Below are 20737 nucleotides of genomic sequence, written 5' to 3'. Positions count from 1 at the left end.
GGGGATCAGATGGCCGCTTCACATCACCATTCGGAAGGCTTGGCACGCGGGGCGCGGATGCTGCGCACCGCGCTTGGTGCTGCCATCACCCGGTTCCTGGAAGACGCTTCCGTCGTCGAGGTGATGCTGAACCCGGATGGCCGCATCTGGATCGACCGGCTCTCCGAGGGACTGTCCGATACCGGCGAGCGACTGTCGCCCGCCGATGGCGAACGTATCGTGCGCCTGGTCGCCCATCATGTCGGCGCCGAGGTCCATGCGGGCAGCCCCCGCGTCTCGGCCGAGTTGCCGGAAACAGGCGAGCGGTTCGAGGGCTTGCTGCCACCCGTCGTCGCCGCGCCCGCCTTCGCCATCCGCAAACCCGCCGTCGCCGTGTTCACCCTCGACGATTACGTCCAGGCCGGGATCATGACAGCAGGACAGGCCGAGGCGTTGCGCGAGGGTGTCGCGTCCCGTGCCAACATTCTCGTCGCGGGCGGCACATCTACCGGCAAGACGACGCTGACCAACGCGCTCCTCGCTGAGGTGGCGAAAACCACTGATCGCGTCGTCATCATCGAGGACACGCGCGAACTGCAATGCGCCGCGCCCAACCTCGTCGCCATGCGGACGAAGGATGGCGTGGCGTCCCTGTCGGATCTCGTTCGTTCATCCTTACGCCTGCGCCCCGACCGCATCCCGGTCGGCGAGGTGCGCGGCGCGGAAGCGCTCGATCTCCTAAAGGCATGGGGCACCGGCCATCCCGGCGGCGTCGGCACCATCCACGCCGGCAGCGCCATCGGCGCGCTTCGCCGGATGGAACAGCTCATCCAGGAAGCTGTCGTCACCGTTCCGCGCGCGCTGATCGCCGAGACCATCGACCTCGTTGCCGTCCTCTCTGGACGCGGCTCCGCGCGCCGGCTCACTGAATTCGCCCGTGTCGAGGGCCTTGGCCCAGACGGCGATTACCGCGTCGCGCCCGCCGTCATCGAGGGCGACGGCGTTGCGGCTTCCTCAGCCCAAGCCCTCAAACCCGAAGGAGACCATCGATGATCCCGCGTTCGCGTCCCATATTGCTCGCCCATAGGCGCCTGTCCCAACTGCCGCATCACCTCACCATGACGGCTTCGGTCGCCGTCGTGAGCCTGATGATGGCCGCGCCCGCCCATGCCTCCGGCTCATCCATGCCGTGGGAAGCGCCGCTGCAATCCATCCTCCAGTCGATCGAAGGCCCGGTCGCCAAGATCATCGCCGTGATCGTCATCATCACCACGGGCCTCGCACTGGCCTTCGGCGATACGTCGGGCGGCTTCCGTCGCCTGATCCAGATCGTCTTCGGCCTCTCGATCGCGTTCGCCGCGTCGAGCTTCTTCCTGTCGTTCTTCTCGTTCGGCGGCGGAGCGCTGGTCTGATGGCGGGCGTCGTCGAACAGGGGGGCGAGGTTCCTGGCTTCACCGTGCCGGTCCACCGGGCACTGACCGAGCCGATCCTGCTCGGCGGCGCTCCGCGCGCCATCGCCATTATGAACGGCACACTGGCAGGCGCGGTCGGCCTCGGCCTGCGCCTCTGGCTGGTCGGCCTCGCCATCTGGGCGATCGGTCATTTCGCGGCGGTGTGGGCGGCGAAGCGCGATCCGCTCTTCGTCGATGTCGGCCGCCGCCATCTGCGCATCCCCGCGCATCTCACGGTTTGAGGGGAGCGCACCGATGATGAACCTCGCCGAATATCGCAATCGCAATAGCCGGCTTGCCGACTTCCTGCCCTGGGCAGCCCTTGTCGGTCCCGGCATCGTGCTCAACAAGGACGGCAGCTTCCAGCGCACGGCACGGTTTCGCGGTCCCGATCTGGATTCGGCCGTGCCCGCCGAACTGGTCGCCGTCGCCGGTCGCCTCAACAACGCCTTCCGCCGCCTTGGCTCCGGTTGGGCGATCTTCGTGGAGGCGCAGCGCCATCCAGCGGCGATCTACCCCGCCAGCACATTTCCCGATGCGGCATCCGCATTGGTCGATGCCGAGCGCAAGGCGGATTTCGAGGAAGCGGGCGCGCATTTCGAGTCCAGCTACTTCCTGACCTTCACCTATCTGCCGCCTGCCGAAGACGCCGCCCGTGCGGAAACCTGGCTCTACGAGGGACGCGAGAAGGCCGGCATCGATCCGAACGAGGTGTGCAACGCCTTCGCCGACCGAACCGACCGGCTGCTCCGCCTGATCGAAGCCTTCATGCCGGAATGCCGCTGGCTCGATGACGGCGAAACGCTGACTTACCTGCACGGCTGCGTCTCGACACACCGGCACCGCGTCCGCGTGCCCGAAACCCCGATCTATCTCGATGCGCTGCTTGCCGATCAGCCGCTGACCGGCGGGCTGGAGCCGCGCCTGGGCGATCAGCATCTGCGCGTCCTGACCATCACCGGATTTCCGACCGCGACGACGCCGGGCCTGCTCGACGAACTGAACCGGCTGGCCTTTCCGTACCGTTGGGCCACCCGCGCAATACTGCTCGACAAGACCGACGCGACCAAGCTGCTGACGAAGATCCGGCGGCAATGGTTCGCCAAGCGCAAGTCCATTGCCGCGATCCTCAAGGAGGTGATGACCAACGAGCAATCCGCGCTGGTGGACACGGATGCGTCGAACAAGGCGGCGGATGCCGATCTCGCTCTTCAGGAACTCGGAGCGGACTATGCGGGCATCGCCTATGTCACCGCCACCGTGACGGTGTGGGACGCCGATCCGCGCATCGCCGACGAAAAACTACGCCTCGTGGAGAAGGTCATTCAGGGCCGCGACTTCACGGCGATGGCAGAGACCATCAACGCCGTGGATGCCTGGCTCGGATCGTTGCCGGGGCATGTCTATGCCAACGTCCGGCAGCCGCCGATCTCCACGCTCAATCTCGCCCACATGATCCCGCTTTCGGCGGTGTGGGCGGGGCCGGAACGGGACGAGCATTTTGCAGCGCCCCCACTGCTCTTCGGCAAGACCGAAGGCTCGACCCCGTTCCGGTTTTCCCTGCATGTCGGCGATGTCGGCCACACCCTGATCGTCGGCCCGACCGGCGCCGGCAAGTCGGTGCTGCTGGCGCTCATGGCGCTTCAGTTCCGTCGCTACAGAGGCGCCCAGGTCTTCGCCTTCGACTTCGGCGGCTCGATCCGTGCCGCCGCACTCGCCATGCGGGGCGACTGGCACGATCTCGGCGGCGGGCTGACGGACGGCTCGGACACGTCCGTTTCGCTGCAACCGCTCGCCCGCATTGAGGAGACGAGCGAGCGCGCCTGGGCGGGCGACTGGATCGTCGCCATCCTCCTGCGCGAAGGCGTCACCATCACGCCGGAGGTGAAGGAGCATATCTGGACGGCGCTGACTTCGCTGGCCTCCGCGCCGGTGGGCGAGCGCACCATCACTGGCCTGTGCGTCCTGCTCCAGTCCAACGATCTGAAGCAGGCACTCCGGCCCTATTGCGTCGGCGGACCCTACGGTCGGTTGCTCGATGCCGAAAGCGAGCATCTGGGCACGGCCACCGTTCAGGTGTTTGAAACCGAAGGGCTGATTGGCACGGACGCTGCGCCTGCCGTTCTGGCCTATCTGTTCCACCGCATTGAAGATCGGCTCGACGGTTCACCGACGCTCATCATCGTCGATGAAGGCTGGCTCGCCCTCGACGACGAGGGATTCGCCGGCCAGCTTCGCGAGTGGCTGAAAACGCTGCGCAAGAAGAACGCGTCGGTCATCTTCGCCACCCAAAGCCTGTCGGACATCGACGGCAGCGCTATCGCGCCCGCCATCATCGAAAGCTGCCAGACCCGACTATTGCTGCCGAACGAACGCGCGATCGAACCACAGATAACCGCCATCTATCGCCGCTTCGGCCTCAACGATCGTCAGATCGAGATCCTCGCACGGGCGATGCCCAAGCGCGACTACTACTGCCAGTCGCGGCGCGGCAATCGCCTGTTTGACCTGGGCCTCAGCGAAGTGGCGCTGACGCTCTGCGCGGCGTCCTCGCGTCAGCATCAACAGCTCATCGCCGAGGTTCATGCGCGTTCGGGGACAAACGGCTTCCTCTACGAATGGCTGTGCGAGAACCGCCTCGCCTGGGCCGCCGACATGCTCGGCGATCTCACCAATGTCGTCCCCCCGACCACTGTCCCGTCCCCTGAAATCAAGGAGAACCTGTCATGATCCGTATCCCCGCCCGTTCGCGCGCCCGCCGCGTCGCGGCAGCGCTACTCGCCGCATCCGTCGCCGTCGCTCCCATGCTGGCGACGCCCGCGCACGCCATCATCGTCTATGATCCGACCAATTATGCGCAGAACGTGCTTCAGGCCGCCCGCGCACTCCAGCAGATCACCAACCAGATCACCTCGCTTCAGAACGAAGCGCAGATGCTCATCAATCAGGCCCGCAATCTGGCGAGCCTGCCGCATTCGTCGCTGCAACAGATTCAGCAGTCGGTCCAGCGCACCCAGCAGCTTCTGGCACAGGCGCAGAACATCGCCTTCGACGTTCAGCAGATCGATCAGATGTTCAGCCAAAAATACGGCAATGTCTCGCTGTCGGCCACCGATCAGCAGCTTGTCGCCGACGCCCGTTCGCGCTGGCAGAACACGGTGGGCGGGTTGCAGGACGCCATGCGTGTGCAGGCGGGCGTCGTCAGCAACATCGACACCAACCGCGCCCAGATGTCGGCGCTGGTCGGCCAGAGCCAGGGCGCGACCGGCGCGCTTCAGGCGACACAGGCGGGCAACCAGCTTCTCGCGCTTCAGGCCCAACAACTTGCCGATCTCACCGCCGTCGTCGCCGCCAATGGCAGGGCGCAGGCTCTGACCGACGCTGAACGGGCAGCCGCCGCGGAACAGGGGCGCGAGCAGCGCCGCCGCTTCCTGACGCCGGGTGCCGGCTATCAGCCGGGCAATGCCCGGATGTTCCCGAGCAGCGGCAATTGAGGGAGGCGACGCCCATGGACGGCAAGATGCTTGCCCGGCTCGGCGCCGTCGTCTTCGTCGGCGTCGCCATCACTGCCGCTGTGATCGAGTTTACGCGCCAGCCTGAACCGGCCGAGGTCGGCACGCAGGCACGCCAACGCGTCGACACTGGCGACCTGCGCCAACGCCTTCGCCGTTGCCGGGACATGGGCGAGGCCGCCACCCGCGATCCTGCTTGCCTCGGCATATGGGCCGAGAACCGCGACCGCTTCCTGAAGCAGGGTGCGCAGACGCCGGATGCACCGGACGCTCCGACGACATTGTGGCCATCGGCTCCGACCGAAGACCCGATCGTCAAGAAAGCCGAGCCGGTGATCCAGCCCGAGCCGGTGAAGCCGGAGGCGCGCTGACATGGGCGGCACCGGCGTCATCGACCATTTCCTCGAAGTCTTCACCAAATATATCGACGGGGGCTTCGGCCTGCTGTCCGGCGAGGTCGCGTTCATCGCGACGACGCTGATCGTCATCGACGTGGTGCTGGCCGCGCTGTTCTGGTCGTGGGGCGCCCATGACGACATCATCGCTCGCCTGGTCAAGAAGACGCTGTTCGTCGGCGTCTTCGCCTACATCATCGGCAACTGGAACAATCTCGCCCGCATCGTCTTCGAGAGCTTCGCCGGTCTCGGCCTGAAGGCGTCCGGGACCAGCTTTTCCGTTGCCGACCTGCTGCGCCCCGGCAAGGTGGCGCAGACCGGCCTCGACGCCGGCCGCCCGCTACTGGAATCTATTTCCGACCTGATGGGCTGGGTCTCGTTTTTCGAGAACTTCATCCAGATCGCCTGCCTGCTGTTCGCTTGGGCGCTGATCCTGCTCGCCTTCTTCATCCTTGCCGTCCAGCTCTTCGTCACCCTGATCGAGTTCAAGCTGACGACGCTCGCGGGCTTCGTGCTGATCCCCTTCGGCCTGTTCGGCAAATCCGCCTTCATGGCCGAACGGGTGCTCGGCAACGTCATCTCGTCGGGCATCAAGGTTCTGGTGCTCGCCGTCATCATCGGCATCGGTTCGACGCTGTTTTCCGAGTTCACCGCTGGCTTCGGCGGCGCCACGCCGTCGATCGACGACGCCATGGCGATCGTGCTCGCGGCGCTCTCGCTGCTCGGCCTCGGCATCTTCGGCCCCGGCATCGCCAACGGCCTCATCTCCGGCGGCCCACAGCTTGGCGCGGGCGCAGCGGTCGGAACGGGCCTCGCCGCAGGCGGTATGGTCATGGCCGGAGGTGCTGCCCTTGGCGCTGCCGCTGGAGGGACCGGTGCGCTTGCCGGAGGCGCGGCCGCCGCTGCCCGTGGCGGCGCGGCTCTCGCTGGTGGCGCTTCGACTGCCTACAGTCTTGGCGCCGCCGGACAGTCGGGCACATCCGCCGTTGCCTCCGGTCTCGGCAATGTCGCCTCGACCGGCGCGCAGGCGGCCGCGTCTCCCCTGAAGCGCGCGGCATCGAGAGCCGCCGACAGCATGAAGCAAAGCTATCAGGCTGGCGCTCGCGGTGCGTTCGAGGTCACGGGCGGCTCTTCGACTGCCGGAACCATCGGGGGAGAGGCCGGCGATACCGGGTCCACCTCCGCCTCGTCATCATCCGCCGCCGATGGCTCGCCCGCATGGGCCAAGCGCATGAAGCGCTCGCAGCAATTCATGCACGGCATTCAGGCCGCCGCCCATTCCGTGCGCAGCGGCGACAGCCACGGCGGCGGCTCCTCCATCAATCTCTCTGAAAGTGACCGCTGATGTTCAAAAGACCCGCCACCCATTACGGAAAATCCCCTCAGCCCGAGACGCCCTATCAACGAGCGGCGCAGGTCTGGGACGACCGCATCGGTTCCGCCCGCGTGCAGGCCCGGAACTGGCGCTTCATGGCCTTCGGCTCGCTCGCCCTGTCGGCGGGGCTGTCCGCCGCGCTGGTCTGGCAGTCCACCAGCGGATCGATCGTGCCGTGGGTGGTGCAGGTCGACAAGCTCGGCCAGGCACAGGCCGTCGCCCCCGCCGTCGCTGACTACCGGCCGACCGATCCACAGATCGCTTTCCATCTGGCCCGGTTCATCGAACAGGTCCGCGCGATCCCGGCGGACGCCATCATCGTGCGGCAGAACTGGCTTCGCGCCTATGAGTTCACGACGCAGGCCGGCGCTCTGGCGCTTAACGACTATGCCCGCGCCAACGACCCATTCACCAAGGTTGGCAAGCAGCAGATCGCGGTGGAAGTGTCGTCGGTCATCCGCGCATCTCCCGACAGCTTCCGAGTGGCCTGGACGGAGCGCCGCTATCAGGACGGCTCGCTCGCCTCGACCGAGCGTTGGTCCGCCATCCTCACCGTCGTCGTGCAGACCCCGCGCGACCCCGAAAAACTCCGAGCCAATCCGCTCGGCATCTACGTCAACGCCATCAACTGGTCGAAGGAGCTTGGACAATGATCCGGCCGTCTTATCCGACCGCCGGACATCCGGCGGCACGCAATCCCGTCTTTCCGGCTTTCCGTAAATCCACTTTGCCGGTTCTCCTCATTTGCACGACGGCGCTCGCCGGCTGCGCCACGACGACCCCGCCGCCCGAGATAGCCTATGACGATGCCGCGCCCGCCGTGCAGACGGTCGATCCGCCTGCGCCGGTCACGGTGGTCGAGCTGCCGCGCCCGTTGCCGTTGCCCGGCCAGATGAAACCTGTCGAGACCACGCGCCGCACGCCGGAGCCGGTCGACCCCACGGCCAGGGTCAATCAGGCAAACGCGCAGGCCCGCGTGCAACCCGTCCGCGACGGCTTCATCAATTCGATGCAGGTCTATCCCTTCACGCAAGGCGCGCTCTATCAGGTCTACACCGCTGTGGGGCAGATCACCGACATCGCGCTCCAGCCGGGCGAAACGCTGGTCGGTTCCGGCCCGGTCGCCGCTGGCGACACGGTGCGCTGGATCATCGGGGATACCGAAAGCGGCACGGGCGCTACCCGTCAGGTCCATATCCTCGTCAAGCCGACACGCACCGATTTGATGACCAATCTCGTCATCAACACCAACCTGCGCACCTACCACATGGAACTGCGCTCGACCGAACGCACCTATATGGCGTCGGTGTCCTGGCAGTATCCGCAGGACCAACTCATTGCGCTCCGCCGCCAGAACGCTGACGCGCAAGCCGCGCAGCCCGTCGCCTCCGGCGTCGATCTCGCCAACGTCAATTTCCGCTACGAGATTTCCGGCGACCGGGCGCCGTGGCGACCGCTGCGCGCCTTCGATGACGGAAGGCAGGTCTTCATCGAGTTCCCGCGTGGCATCGGCCAGGGCGAGATGCCGCCGCTCTTCGTCGTCGGGCCGGAGGGCAATACCTCGGAACTGGTCAACTATCGCGTGCGCGGCAAATACATGATCGTGGACCGGCTGTTCGCTGCCGCCGAACTGCGCTTCGGAGCCGACCGCAACCAGAAGCGGGTCCGCATCTCGCGCACCGACGGGAGGCCCGCATCGTGAGCGAGGTCGATCCCGAAAAGGAAGAAGGGCGCAAGCCCGAGGCGCCGGAACCTTTCGATGATGCCCGCCCGCTGACCGGCGAGCCGGTCGCACCCATGCGCCTGCGCCCCGAGCCGCTGCGCGTCACCCGCCTGTCGCGCAAGGTGCTCGCCGGTCTTGGTCTTGTCGCCAGCCTCAGTGTCGGCGGTGCGTTGATCTACGCGCTCCAGACCTCCCAGGGTAGCCGCCAGAACGAGGAACTGCTTTCGACCGACAACCGGGCGACGCCGGACGGCCTCAACAGCCTGCCGCGCGACTACACCGGGCCGGTGCTCGGCCCGCCGCTTCCCGGCGATCTCGGCCGACCTATCCTTGACGCGCAAAACCGGGGACAGCCCGTTACGCAGGCGCTCGCCGGCACGGGTGCCAATCCGGCCGTGCAACCCGGCCTCAGTGCGGAGGAGCAGCGCCGTTTGCAGGAACTGGAGGCGGCGCGGACCGCGCGCCTCTTCGCCTCGACGGAGACGCGCACCGCTGCGCCAGCGGCGACGGCGACGGCCGACACCACGGCAGCCGCGCCTAACCTTGCCAGCCTCGGCCTTGCGCCACAGCCTGCCACCCCTTCGGCGCAGGACCGCCAGCTCGCCTTCCTCAACCAGACACCCGATCGACGCACCGTCGCGTCCGATCGCGTTGCCGCGCCCGTTTCGCCGAATGTGCTTCAGGCCGGCGCGGTGATTTCCGCCGCGCTCATCACCGGCATCCGCTCCGATCTTCCCGGCCAGATTACGGCGCAGGTAACGGAAAACATCTACGACAGCCCGACCGGGCGCATCCTGCTGATCCCGCAAGGCACGCGCGTCATCGGCGAGTATGACAATGGCGTCGGCTTCGGCCAGCGCCGCATCCTGCTCGTCTGGAACCGCCTGATCTTCCCGAACGGTCGCTCGATCGTGCTGGAGCGCCAGCCGGGTGCCGATACCCAAGGCTATGCCGGGTTGGAGGATGGCGTCGATTATCACTGGTGGGATCTCGCCAAGGCCGCGGCCCTTTCGACGCTACTCGGCATCGGCACCGAACTTGCCACCGACGACAATGACCGTCTTGTGCGGGCGATCCGCGACGGGGCGCACGACACCATCAATCAGGCCGGCCAGCAAATCGTCCAGCGCCAGTTGCAGATCGCTCCGACGCTGACCATTCGGCCGGGTTTCCCGGTCCGCGTCATCGTCACCCGCGACCTTGTGCTCGAACCCTATGGGGGAACGCCATGACCAAGCTGAAGCTCGGCCCGATCGCCGACGAAAAACCCGTCAAGGTCACGCTGGAACTGCCCGCCAGCTTGCACCGCGACCTGACCGCCTATGCCGAAATCCTCGGCCGCGAGGCGGGGCAACAGCCGACCGATCCCGTCCGCCTGATCGTCCCCATGCTGGAACGCTTCATCGCCACCGATCGGGGTTTCGCAAAAGTCCAGCGTGCCCGGCAAGCTCAATCATAAGAAGTGAGGTCAAAGATGAGCCATTCGCCTTCACCGACCAAACGCACCATTCGCCGGCATCAGCTCCGCGAGATCGTCCCACTTGCCGACACGACCATCTATGACATGGAGCAGCGCGGCGAGTTTCCCCAGCGCTTCTATCTGACCGCCCGAACAGTGGTGTGGGATCTCGGCGAAGTGGAGGCTTGGCTTGAGCAGCGCCGCCAAGCCTCCAGAGCAAAAGGCATCAAGCGAGCGCCGTCGCCTGACGTCAATCTGAGGAAAGCCCGGCCCGTCAAAGGCTAGGCTCGGGAACCAGAAGGTCCATGGACGCTGGATAGAGCGTCGGAGCGTATTTCTGGCCTGCGACCCAGGCGTCGATGAGATTGGCCCATTCCTGCATCATGTGGCGGCGCTGGTGCTCATATTCCGCCTTGTTGTAGATGCCGCGCGATGACCGGCCGTCCTCATGCGCGAGGCATTTTTCGATCCAGTCGCTGTTGAAACCCAGCTCATTGAGCAGCGTCGAGCCCGTCCGGCGGAGATCGTGGACGGTGAACGGGTCCAGCGGCAGTCCCGCCTTTTTGGCCTGCTCGACGACTGCATAGGTCACGCGGTTGAACGTCGCCCGCGACATCGGCGCGTCCGCGTCATAGCGCGACGGCAACAGGTATCTGGAGTTGCCGGCGCAGGTCTTGAGCGCAACGAGGATGTCGATCGCCTGCTCCGGCAGATAGACATTGTGGGCCTTGGAGCGCTTCATCCGCTCCTTCGGGATCGACCACACCGCATTCTCGAAATCCACTTCATCCCAAGTCGCGTCCTGCAGCTCGCTCTTGCGAACCATGGTGATGAGGAACAGCTTCAGTCCGAGCCGGATGGTCGGCAGGGTCGCCACATGCTCAAGTTGGCTGAGCATGACGCGGATTTCAGCGGGCGATAGTGAGCGGTCCTTGGGAACGAAGGTGGCGATCGAGGCCGGCCCGACTTCCTCGGCGGGATTCGGCACCTTCTCCCCGTGCAGGATCGCGAAGGCGTAAACCAGCTTCACGATGTCCCGGACATGGACCGCCGTTGCGGGCGCGCCTCGGGCTTTCACCTTCGCACACATCGCCCGCAAATCCTCGGAGCTGATTTCCGTCAGCAGCCGATTCCGAAAAGTCGGAAGGATGTCCCGCTCATAGATAGAGCGGCGCATAGCACGGGTGCTTTCCGCCATCCGGTGCTCTTGCAGCCAGCGCTCGCCAAACTCGCCGAAGCTCTTGGCCTCCTTGATCCGGCGCTTCTCCCGCTGCTTTTCCTGCGCAGGCGACCGCCCTTCGAGAATGGCGCGCTGCGCGTCGATCAGCTTCTCCCGCGCACGCGCCAGAGACAGGTCGGCCGAGCCGTATCGACCAAGCGTCAATGTCTCCCGGCGACCGTTCATGCGGTAGTCGTAACGGAACACGATCGCCCCGGAGGGCTGCACCGCGACGTACATACCGTCACGGTCGGCGACCTTGTATAATTTGTCCTTTGGTTTCAGTGCTTTGATGGCGGCGTCAGTCAGCATTTGATCCTCCGAAATCGTTCAAAAAACGCTAGAGAGCCACCAATTATACCGTCAGGCCAAAACCAGTCTCCCTGAACGGAAAATTTCCTTTTAATTTCAATGGCGTAATGCCGAAAAAAATACCGTCACAAGCTCTCTTAGCCGTGACGGTATATGCAATCTGACGATGAAACAAGAGCCGACATACCGTCAGCTATACCGTCAATCCCGAGGCTTGCTCCGCGATAGACGGCGATAGATGTCGGACAATTTATTTAGATATTTCAACGTTTTATGGAGGGCTATAGCGTGAAATCGACGGCGTTCGGATTGGTCTGAATTATTCCCACTCGATCGTGCCCGGCGGCTTCGAGGTGTAGTCGTAGACCACGCGGTTGATACCCTTCACCTCATTGATGATGCGGGTCGCCACGCGCGACAGGAAGGCGGCGTCGAAGGGGTAGATGTCCGCCGTCATGCCGTCGGTCGACGTCACCGCGCGCAGGCCGCAGACGCTGTCGTAGGTGCGCCCGTCGCCCATCACGCCCACGGTCTTCACCGGCAGCAGCACCGCGAAGGCCTGCCAGATCGCATCGTAGAGGCCAGCGCTCCGGATTTCCTCGAGATAGATCGCGTCCGCCTTGCGCAGGATATCGCAGCGCTCCCGCGTCACTTCGCCGGGGATGCGGATCGCGAGGCCCGGTCCGGGGAACGGGTGGCGGCCCACGAAGATCTCGGGCAGGCCGAGCTCCCGGCCCAGCACGCGCACTTCGTCCTTGAACAGTTCGCGCAGCGGCTCGACGAGCTTCATGTTCATGCGCTCGGGCAGGCCGCCGACGTTGTGGTGGCTCTTGATCGTGACCGAGGGACCGCCGGTGAACGAGACCGATTCGATCACGTCCGGGTAGAGCGTGCCCTGCGCCAGGAATTCGGCGCCGCCGATCTTCTTCGCTTCGTCCTCGAAGACGTCGATGAAGGTCTTGCCGATGAACTTGCGCTTGGCTTCGGGGTCGGTGACGCCGGCCAGGCCGTTGAGGAACAGCGTCGAGGCATCGACGTGGACCAGCGGGATGTTGTAGTGGCCGCGGAACAGGCTGACGACCTGCTCGGCCTCACCCATGCGCAGGATGCCGCCATCGACGAAGACGCAGGTCAACTGGTCGCCGATCGCCTCGTGGATGAGCAGCGCCGCAACGGCCGAATCGACGCCGCCCGACAGGCCGCAGATTACCCGCTTGTCGCCGACCTGGGCGCGGATTTCCTCGATCTTGGTCTTGCGGAACTCGGCCATCGTCCAGTCACCGGCAAGACCGCAGACGTGGCGAACGAAGTTCTTGAGCAGCTTGCCGCCGTCGGGCGTATGCACGACCTCGGGGTGGAACTGCATCGCGTAGATGCGCTTCTCGTCGTTGGCGATGACCGCGAAAGGCGCGCCTTCGCTGGAAGCGACGGGGCGGAAGCCGGGGGCAAGGCGCGTCACCTTGTCGCCGTGGCTCATCCAAACCTGATGGCGCTCACCCTTGGTCCAGAGGCCGTCGAACAGCGCGCAATCGTCGCCGATCTCGATGAAGGCGCGGCCGAATTCGCCCGAATCGCCGAGCAGGACCTCGCCGCCGAGCTGGTGCATCAGCGACTGCTGGCCATAGCAGATACCCAGGATCGGCAGGCCGCTTTCGAGGATTTCCGCCGGAATGCGCGGGCCATTGTCGTCAAGCACCGAAGCGGGCGAGCCGGACAGGATCACGCCGGCCGGCTTCATGCGGGCGAAGGCATCCTTCGCGGCATTGAAGGGGGCGATTTCCGAGTAGACACCCGCCTCGCGCACGCGCCGGGCGATGAGCTGGGTGACCTGGCTGCCGAAATCGACGATCAGGATGGAGTCGGAGCCCTGCCCCGGATTCGTTGAGGAAGTCTGGTCAGTCATGGCCGGCCACTATAGGCACATTTTGCAGGTGTCCAGTGGAGCGCGCGGTTTTGAGGGTCGCAAGCGCGAGAACGGGCGACCGGCAGGCTGCAATTGCAAAAATCGCACGTAATTTTGTTACTTTGACGTTTGCAAAAATTCCCCGATGGTGTAATTCCGATTCATGGCAAGGCGACGTGACCGCCAGGCCAGCGATAAGCCAAAAATACCAAGTTTGCAGGAAAAGCCATCTCCCGAACGCCCTCGGCATTCGGTGTCGCCGCGTCGCGCAGGGTGTGTGTGCTGCGGCGAAAGTCCATGTTCCCCCTCCCGGCATGGGCAATCCCCAATGGCGAAGGGCGGCTCCGCGAGGAGCCGCCCTTTCTTGCATCCCGGCAAGCCGCTGGCGTCGCCCTCGCCGGGCGGAACGCGCAGCCTGCCCCAGTCTTGTGGAAAAGACCGTGCACAAAGCCGGTTCTGCTTGGGTTTCCAGCCCCGAAACCCTATATCCTCGCCATGGCTAGCACCGACGACAGCACGAACGGCACTGTGCCCGGCAACGGGACCGACAACGGCAAGAACCAGAACAGCTACGGCGCGGATTCGATCAAGGTCCTCAAGGGCCTCGACGCGGTTCGCAAGCGTCCGGGCATGTACATCGGCGATACCGACGACGGTTCGGGCCTGCACCACATGGTGTTCGAAGTGTCGGACAACGCGATCGACGAAGCGCTGGCAGGCCACTGCGACCTGGTGCTGATCGAACTCAACCCGGACGGCTCGGTCTCGGTGGAGGACAACGGCCGCGGCATTCCCACCGGCCTCCACCCGGAGGAAGGCGTCTCGGCGGCCGAGGTCATCATGACCCAGCTCCACGCCGGCGGCAAGTTCGAGAATACGTCGGACGACAATGCCTACAAGGTTTCCGGCGGCCTACACGGCGTCGGCGTCTCGGTGGTGAACGCCCTGTCCGAGTGGCTGGAACTGACCATCTGGCGCGACGGCAAGGAGCATTGGATGAAGTTCGCCAACGGCGATGCCGTGGCGCCGCTCAAGATCGTCGGCGATGCGCCGAAGGTGGAACAGAACCCGGACGACAACGGCTTCAAGAAGGGCACCCGCGTGACCTTCCTCGCCTCGACCGAGACGTTCAAGAACGTCACCGAGTTCGATTTCGACAAGCTGGAGCACCGCTACCGCGAACTCGCGTTCCTGAACTCGGGCGTGCGCATCCTCTTGCGCGACAAGCGCCATGAGGAGACCAAGGAACACGATCTCTATTACGAAGGCGGCATCGGCGCCTTCGTGCAGTTCCTCGACCGCAACAAGCAGCCGCTGATGCCCGAACCGATCGCCATTGCCGCGGACAAGGACGGCATCGGCATGGAAGTCGCGCTCGAGTGGAACGATTCCTACTACGAGAACGTGCTGTGCTTCACCAACAACATCCCGCAGCGTGACGGCGGCACCCACCTCGCCGCGTTCCGCGCCGCGCTGACCCGTACGCTGAACGGCTATGCCGAGCGTTCGGGCCTGCTGAAGAAGGAAAAGGTCTCGCTTTCGGGCGACGACATGCGCGAAGGCCTGACGGCGATCGTCTCGGTCAAGCTGCCCGATCCCAAGTTCTCCTCGCAGACCAAGGACAAGCTGGTCAGCTCCGAAGTGCGCCAGCCGCTGGAAGCGCTGATGAGCGAGAAGATGACCGACTGGCTGGAGGAAAATCCCGCCACCGCCAAGACCATCGTCATGAAGGTGATCGACGCTGCCGCCGCCCGCGAAGCCGCGCGCCGCGCCCGTGAACTCACCCGCCGCAAGGGCGCGATGGACATCGCCTCGCTGCCCGGCAAGCTGGCCGACTGCCAGGAACGCGATCCCGCCAAGTCCGAACTGTTCCTGGTCGAGGGCGATTCCGCAGGCGGCTCGGCCAAGTCCGGGCGTGACCGCAAGACCCAGGCGATCCTGCCGCTGAAGGGCAAGATCCTCAACGTCGAGCGCGCGCGGTTCGACCGCATCATCTCGTCCAAGGAAGTCGGCACGCTGATCCAGGCCATGGGCACCGGCATCCGCGACGATTTCAACCTGGAAAAGCTGCGTTACCACAAGGTCGTCATCATGACCGACGCAGACGTCGACGGCGCGCACATCCGCACCCTGCTGCTGACGTTCTTCCATCGCCAGATGCCGGAAATCATCCGCGCCGGGCACCTCTTCATCGCCCAGCCGCCGCTCTACAAGGTCGCCAAGGGCCGCAGCGAGGTCTACCTCAAGGACAATGCCGCGCTCGACCGCTATCTGGTCGAGGCCGGGCTGTCCGGCCGCGTGCTGGAAACCTCGGGCGGCGCCCGCATGGGCAGCGACCTCGAGGCGCTGGTCGATCACGCGATCCGTTTCCGCAACCTGATGGGCTTTGTTCCCCGCCGCTTCGATCCCACCATCATCGAGGCGCTGGCGCTCTCCGGCGCCTTCGCGCCCGAGCTCTCGGCGGCCGACCGCAATGCCGCGCTGGAGCGCACGGCACAGTGGCTCGATCGCGGCGATCCGGAAGCCCGCTGGTCCGCCCGCCTGACCGACGAAGGCAACCTTGAAATCGAACGCGTGTGGCGCGGCGTGACCGACCATCACAAGATCGAGGGCACGTTCCTCGCCAGCGCCGAGGCGCGCAAGCTCGCCCGCCTCGCGGCCGAGAATACCGACGTCTATGCCGGGGCGGCCCGTCTCACCCGCGCCAGCGCCGCCGCCGAAGTGGAAGCGGCCGAAGGCGAGGACGAGGCAGCGACCCGTCCGATTGTCGGCGCCGACGTCATCACCCGCCCTGCCCAGTTGCTCGACGCGGTGCTGGCGGCGGGCCGCAAGGGCCTGTCGATCCAGCGCTACAAGGGTCTAGGCGAAATGAACGCGGAACAGCTCTGGGAAACCACGCTGGATCCGGAAAACCGCGCCCTGCTGCAGGTCAAGGTCGAGGACGCCGACGTCACCGACGAGATCTTCACCCGCCTGATGGGCGACGTCGTCGAACCGCGCCGCGAGTTCATCCAGGACAACGCGCTCAACGTCGCCAACCTGGACATCTAAGCACAGCCTCCCCCTCTTGCCGGACCGGTGCAGGAGGGGGAACGGCCTGGCGCCCGACGCCGATCGCCCGGCACCGATCGCCCGGCACACAGGCCAGCATGCCCCGCCCCCGTTACCGCTGGAACCGTGCGCCGCGCCGGTGGCCGGTGGCTTGCGCTCTGGCCGCTGCGGACCGAACCGCAAAGATCCATCTATAGTGGCGTAACGGCGGGAATAACCGCGCTTTTCATGACGGGGTGGGCTGACAGGCCGCCGATCCCTCCCTAGCATGTCGGCCCGACAAGGGGATTACGATGATCAATGCCAAGCCCGGCCGGGCACTCGCTGCTGCGCTCGCCCTCGCATCCGCGGGCCTCCCGGCCCAGGCCGAGGCCCGCCAGGACATTTCCCGCGCCGCCGCCAAGGCGATGCCGCGCCTGCAATCCTCGATGAACGGCAATGACTGCAACGGCGTCCTCAAGATCATCTCGCCGCTGGTCGCACGCAAGGATTTCGGCACGCTGGAACCCTTGCTGCAAGGCCCGATCCTGCTCTCGGCGACGATCTGCGAAGGCCAGGCGAACAAGCTCGACGCCGCGCTCGGCCATGCCCGCATGCTCACCGCGCTGCCCGGCGCCGCCGACATCGCCTGGCGGCTGCGCTATGCGGTCGAACTCGACAGCAAGCGGGACAGCGATGCCGTCGCCACGCTGGAAATGATCCAGAAGCAGGCCCCCAGCGCCTTCGGCTCGATTCCCGACGACTGGATCTTTGCGCTGGTCAACCGGCTGGACGCCCGACAGGACGATCCGGCCTATCGCCGCCTGCTGGTGCTTGCCACCGACCCCGCATTCCCGCCCGCGATCAACGATGCCGGCTTCTCCAGGCTGCGCCTGCCGCTGGCCCGGCTGCTCGCCAAGGAAGGCGACAAGGAAAACGCAGCGGCCCAAGTCGCCGCGATCCGCGAGGCGGACCTGCTGCGGCAAGCCAGTCTCGATCCGCACTTGCGCAGCTACCTGCCCGCCGACTTCGACTTGCGCGCCGCCTACGAGCGGCAGGCCGCCGACCTCGAACAGCGCAGCATCGCCCGCCCCGGCCGCCTTGCCCTGCCGATCGACCTCGCCGCCACGCAGCGCGTGCTCGGCCAGGCCGACAAGGCGCTCGCCACATTGCAGGCGGCGCGGCCCGACGGCGTGCTTGCCAAGCAGTTTTCCGACCGGGACGAACGCCTCAACTGGTGGTGGGACGGGCTTGCGCGGACCTACGAGCAGCTCGGTCGCTATGGCGAGGCGGTGGAGGCCTACCGCACCGCCATCGCCGGCGGCGAGAAAGGCCGTCCCAATGTCAGCCAGACGATCAACCTGGCCTACCTCCACGTCCGCTTCGGCCATCCCCGGGAGGCGCTGGCGCTGCTTGCCCCCTTCGCGCAGCAGGCAGGGGCAGGCGCCAGTCCTTACGGGGTGATGGAAATGCGCCTCGCCCATGCCTGCGCCGCGCAGGCGCTGGCGCTCGACGATCTGGCAGCCACCGACCTCGCCTATGCCCAGGCCCACCCCGAGGATCACCCCGAGGCGCTTACCGACATGCAGATGTGCATGGGCCGGTTCGACGATGCCGCCGCCTCGATGATCGCCCGGCTCGGCGATCCCGACCGGCAGGTCGATGCCCTCGGCCAGCTGAGCGAGTATCGCCCGCTTCCCACGGGCGTTCCCCCCGGCCTGTTCGACCCCGGCCTCACCGCCCTGCGCGCCCGCGCGGACGTGCAGGCGGCGATCGCGCGCGCCGGCGGCACGCGCAAGTTCGACGTGCTCCCCGCCACGCTTTAGGTCGTAAACGCATAAACGGCACCATCGAGGTTTGAGGCAAAATGGCTCGGCGGCAGGAGGGAAGGCGCTGGAATATGTCGATATTTCAAGACTTCCCGACGCAGCGCTGGGCCATTTGAGCGCCTCGATGGTGCCGTTTATGCGTTTACGACCTAGTCCGCCCCCCTCATGCCAGCCGATATGCCAGCCCGCATGCCAACTTGCATGGCGGCACGGGCGCGGCCATAAACCGCGCCCATGCGCATTATCCTTGCCGCCGCGCTGCTTGCCGGCTCCGCTTCGCTCACCCTCTCGCTTGCCACGGCGCAGACCATTCCCGCACCGATCCTGACCACGCCCGATGCCCGGGACGTCTGGACCCACGCCGAGCCGCAAGTCGCCCGCGTCACCCACGTGGCGCTCGACCTCGACGTCGATTTCGCCAGCAAGACGCTGTCCGGCTCTGCGGTGCTGGACATTCTCGCAGCCCCGGGGGCCACGCAGGTGGTGCTCGACGTCAACGACATGGACATCTCGGCCGTCACCGATGCTTCGGGCAAGGCGCTGAAGTGGACGGTCGGCGCCAAGGATAGCGCCAACGCCGACATCGGCTCGGCGCTCACCGTCACGCTTGCGGGCGCGACCCGGATCACGATCACCTACCGCTCGAAGCCCGGCGCCACCGCGCTGCAGTGGCTGCCGCCGGAAATGACCTTCGGCAAGAAGAAGCCCTTCCTGTTCAGCCAGGGGCAGGCGATCCTCAACCGTTCGTGGGTGCCCACGCAGGACAGCCCCGGCATCCGCCAGACCTGGGAAGCCACCCTGCGCGTGCCGGGCGACATGGTCGCGGTGATGAGCGCCGAGAAGCTTTCGGGCGACAAGGGTGAGACCCTGCCCGACGGCCGCCGGAGCTTCCGCTTCCGCATGGACAAGCCGGTCCCGCCCTACCTGATCGCGTTTGCGGTGGGCGACCTCAAGTTCAAGCCGCTCGGCCCGCGCTCGGGCGTCTGGACCGAGGCACCGATGCTGGACAAGGCGGCGAGGGAATTCGTCGATGTCGAAAAGATGATCGACGCCGCCAGCAAGCTCTACGGCCCCTATCGCTGGGGCCGCTACGACATGCTCGTGCTGCCGCCCGCCTTCCCTTACGGCGGCATGGAAAACCCGATGCTGACCTTCCTGACGCCGACCATCGTCACGGGCGACCGCTCGAACACCGATGTCGTCGCGCATGAACTGGCGCATTCGTGGTCGGGCAACCTCGTCACCAATGCCACCTGGTCGGATTCGTGGCTGAACGAGGGTTTCACCACCTACTTCGAGAACCGCATCATGGAATCGCTCTACGGCAAGGAGCAGGCCGCGACCTATGCCGATCTCGACTGGGATGTGATGCGCCGCGAGATCGCCGCGGCCGGCGGCCAGACCGGCGCCGCGACGCGCCTCAACGGCGAGCCGGGCGCGGGTGAGGTGGACTACACCAAGGGGTCCAACTTCCTGCGCATGATCGAATATACCGTCGGCCGCGACAAGTGGGATGCCTATCTCACCTCCTACTTCGACCGTCACGCCTTCCAGCCGCAGACCACCGCCGGTTTCCTGGCCGACTTGCGCGAACGGCTGCTCAAGGGCCAGCCGGAACTCGAACTCAAGCTCCAGCTCGACCGCTGGGCCTACGGCGCGGGGCTGCCGGACAACGCCGTGCGCGTCCACAGCGCGACGCTGGCCAAGGTCGATACCAGGCTCGCCGCCTTCAACGCCGGCGGCCCCGCCAGCGCCGTGCAGCCGACCGGCTGGACCACGCAGGAATGGCTGCGTTTCCTCAACGGCATCGACCGCCGGCAGACGCCCGCCCGCCTGAAGGAACTGGACGAGACGCTGGGGCTCTCGGCTTCGGGCAATGCCTATATCCAGTCGGCCTGGTTCGAGCTGGCCATCGCCAACCACTACGATCCGGCAGTGCCGTACCTGCGCGGCTATCTCTCGCGCATCGGCCGCGGGCTGCTGGTCTATCCGCTCTATCGCGGGCTGATGAAGCAAGGCGACTGGGGCCAGCCCAAGGCGCGGGACTTCTTCGCCGAGGCAAAGCCCACCTACCACCCCTCGACCGCCGCCGGGATCGAGCGGATCGTTGCCGGGCAGGAGTGACCGCGTGATCCAGCGCTTCGGCAATGCCCCCGGCCCGGCCGTGTTCGAGGCCCTCGCCCATGCCGCCTTCGCGCGGATTCCCGAACCCTTTGCGCAGCACCTCGACGGGATCACCGTCCACGTCGAGGAGTTCGCCGACGAGGAGACCCTGCAGGCCCTGGGCATCGACGATGCCTGGGGCCTGACCGGGCTCTACCACGGGCGTCCGATGGACGAGGAATCGGTCTGGTCCTCGGGCGAATTCCGCCCGCGCATCACCCTCTACCGCCAGCCCCTGCTGGCCGAATGGTGCGAGACCGACGTGACGCTGGAAGACCTCGTGACCCATGTGGTGGTGCACGAGGTCGGCCACCACTTCGGCCTCTCGGACGAGGCCATGCACGCGCTGGAAGACGACGCCGACTGATCGCGCCGCCCGGTGACGCG

General features: G+C 66.0%; 19 protein-coding genes. 16 read left to right on the top strand and 3 right to left on the bottom strand.

Going from position 1 to position 20737, the window contains the following annotated elements:
* Positions 1-9 precede the first annotated feature (9 nt).
* The 12 genes from trbB to CA833_RS08750 are packed head-to-tail and all read left to right on the top strand — an operon-like array spanning position 10 to position 10179.
* Entirely contained in the window at positions 10-1032 is a 1023-nt protein-coding gene (gene trbB / locus CA833_RS08805) for a P-type conjugative transfer ATPase TrbB (protein ID WP_242526347.1), read from the top strand.
* Positions 1029-1391, top strand: a complete 363-nt coding sequence (locus CA833_RS08800; protein WP_370584565.1) for a TrbC/VirB2 family protein — start codon at positions 1029-1031, stop codon at positions 1389-1391. The genes trbB and CA833_RS08800 overlap by 4 nt, the downstream gene beginning before the upstream one ends.
* Positions 1391-1672 carry a VirB3 family type IV secretion system protein gene (locus CA833_RS08795; protein WP_207079835.1) on the top strand — a complete coding sequence of 94 codons (282 nt, stop codon included), beginning with the start codon at positions 1391-1393 and terminating at the stop codon, positions 1670-1672. The genes CA833_RS08800 and CA833_RS08795 overlap by 1 nt, the downstream gene beginning before the upstream one ends.
* Positions 1673-1685: 13 nt before the next feature.
* Positions 1686-4160 (top strand): conjugal transfer protein TrbE, encoded by a 2475-nt coding sequence (gene trbE, locus CA833_RS08790; RefSeq protein ID WP_207079834.1) that lies wholly within the window; start codon positions 1686-1688, stop codon positions 4158-4160.
* Positions 4157-4924 carry a P-type conjugative transfer protein TrbJ gene (trbJ, locus tag CA833_RS08785; RefSeq protein ID WP_207079833.1) on the top strand — a complete coding sequence of 256 codons (768 nt, stop codon included), beginning with the start codon at positions 4157-4159 and terminating at the stop codon, positions 4922-4924. The genes trbE and trbJ overlap by 4 nt, the downstream gene beginning before the upstream one ends.
* A 14-nt stretch (positions 4925-4938) precedes the next feature.
* Positions 4939-5313 carry a putative entry exclusion protein TrbK-alt gene (gene trbK-alt / locus CA833_RS08780; RefSeq protein ID WP_207079832.1) on the top strand — a complete coding sequence of 125 codons (375 nt, stop codon included), beginning with the start codon at positions 4939-4941 and terminating at the stop codon, positions 5311-5313.
* A gap of 1 nt (position 5314) precedes the next feature.
* Positions 5315-6682 (top strand): P-type conjugative transfer protein TrbL, encoded by a 1368-nt coding sequence (gene trbL, locus CA833_RS08775; protein WP_207079831.1) that lies wholly within the window; start codon positions 5315-5317, stop codon positions 6680-6682.
* Positions 6682-7365 (top strand): conjugal transfer protein TrbF, encoded by a 684-nt coding sequence (gene trbF / locus CA833_RS08770; RefSeq protein WP_207079830.1) that lies wholly within the window; start codon positions 6682-6684, stop codon positions 7363-7365. Before trbL ends, trbF begins: the two co-directional genes overlap by 1 nt.
* Complete coding sequence (gene trbG / locus CA833_RS08765; protein ID WP_207079829.1) at positions 7362-8414, top strand: P-type conjugative transfer protein TrbG; 1053 nt, start codon at positions 7362-7364, stop codon at positions 8412-8414. The genes trbF and trbG overlap by 4 nt, the downstream gene beginning before the upstream one ends.
* Complete coding sequence (locus tag CA833_RS08760) at positions 8411-9667, top strand: TrbI/VirB10 family protein (RefSeq protein WP_370584564.1); 1257 nt, start codon at positions 8411-8413, stop codon at positions 9665-9667. The genes trbG and CA833_RS08760 overlap by 4 nt, the downstream gene beginning before the upstream one ends.
* Positions 9664-9894 (top strand): DUF2274 domain-containing protein, encoded by a 231-nt coding sequence (locus CA833_RS08755; RefSeq protein WP_207079828.1) that lies wholly within the window; start codon positions 9664-9666, stop codon positions 9892-9894. Before CA833_RS08760 ends, CA833_RS08755 begins: the two co-directional genes overlap by 4 nt.
* 15 nt (positions 9895-9909) lie before the next feature.
* Entirely contained in the window at positions 9910-10179 is a 270-nt protein-coding gene (locus CA833_RS08750) for an AlpA family transcriptional regulator (RefSeq protein WP_207079827.1), read from the top strand.
* On the opposite strand, the gene CA833_RS08745 is transcribed toward CA833_RS08750, so the two are convergent.
* From CA833_RS08745 to CA833_RS08735, 3 genes are all read right to left on the bottom strand, one after another.
* On the bottom strand, positions 10169-11425 hold the full coding sequence (locus CA833_RS08745) for a tyrosine-type recombinase/integrase (RefSeq protein WP_207079826.1): 1257 nt from the start codon (positions 11423-11425) through the stop codon (positions 10169-10171). The genes CA833_RS08750 and CA833_RS08745 overlap by 11 nt on opposite strands.
* A gap of 319 nt (positions 11426-11744) precedes the next feature.
* Complete coding sequence (gene guaA, locus CA833_RS08740; RefSeq protein WP_142635853.1) at positions 11745-13328, bottom strand: glutamine-hydrolyzing GMP synthase; 1584 nt, start codon at positions 13326-13328, stop codon at positions 11745-11747.
* Positions 13329-13489: 161 nt separating this feature from the next.
* The gene (locus CA833_RS08735; protein WP_185928616.1) at positions 13490-13627 is read right to left on the bottom strand and encodes a hypothetical protein; all 138 of its coding nucleotides are present in this window, start codon (positions 13625-13627) and stop codon (positions 13490-13492) included.
* A gap of 196 nt (positions 13628-13823) precedes the next feature.
* Between CA833_RS08735 and gyrB the strand changes: the two genes are divergently transcribed.
* From gyrB to CA833_RS08715, 4 genes are all read left to right on the top strand, one after another.
* Positions 13824-16379: a DNA topoisomerase (ATP-hydrolyzing) subunit B gene (gene gyrB, locus CA833_RS08730; protein ID WP_142635855.1), complete on the top strand. Its 2556-nt coding sequence runs from the start codon at positions 13824-13826 to the stop codon at positions 16377-16379.
* Positions 16380-16672: 293 nt separating this feature from the next.
* On the top strand, positions 16673-18184 hold the full coding sequence (locus CA833_RS08725; RefSeq protein ID WP_207079825.1) for a tetratricopeptide repeat protein: 1512 nt from the start codon (positions 16673-16675) through the stop codon (positions 18182-18184).
* Between the two features lie 237 nt (positions 18185-18421).
* A complete protein-coding gene (locus CA833_RS08720) occupies positions 18422-20311 on the top strand; it encodes a M1 family metallopeptidase (protein WP_207079824.1) in 1890 nt (629 codons plus the stop codon).
* A gap of 4 nt (positions 20312-20315) precedes the next feature.
* The gene (locus CA833_RS08715) at positions 20316-20717 is read left to right on the top strand and encodes a metallopeptidase family protein (RefSeq protein WP_142635861.1); all 402 of its coding nucleotides are present in this window, start codon (positions 20316-20318) and stop codon (positions 20715-20717) included.
* The last annotated feature ends 20 nt before the right edge of the window (positions 20718-20737 follow it).

Origin of the sequence: Novosphingobium sp. KA1, from assembly GCF_017309955.1 — a bacterium.
Classification (GTDB): Bacteria; Pseudomonadota; Alphaproteobacteria; order Sphingomonadales; family Sphingomonadaceae; genus Novosphingobium.
The sequence above is the reverse complement of the archived record's forward strand: the minus strand, read 5'-3'. Positions and strand labels throughout refer to the sequence as shown.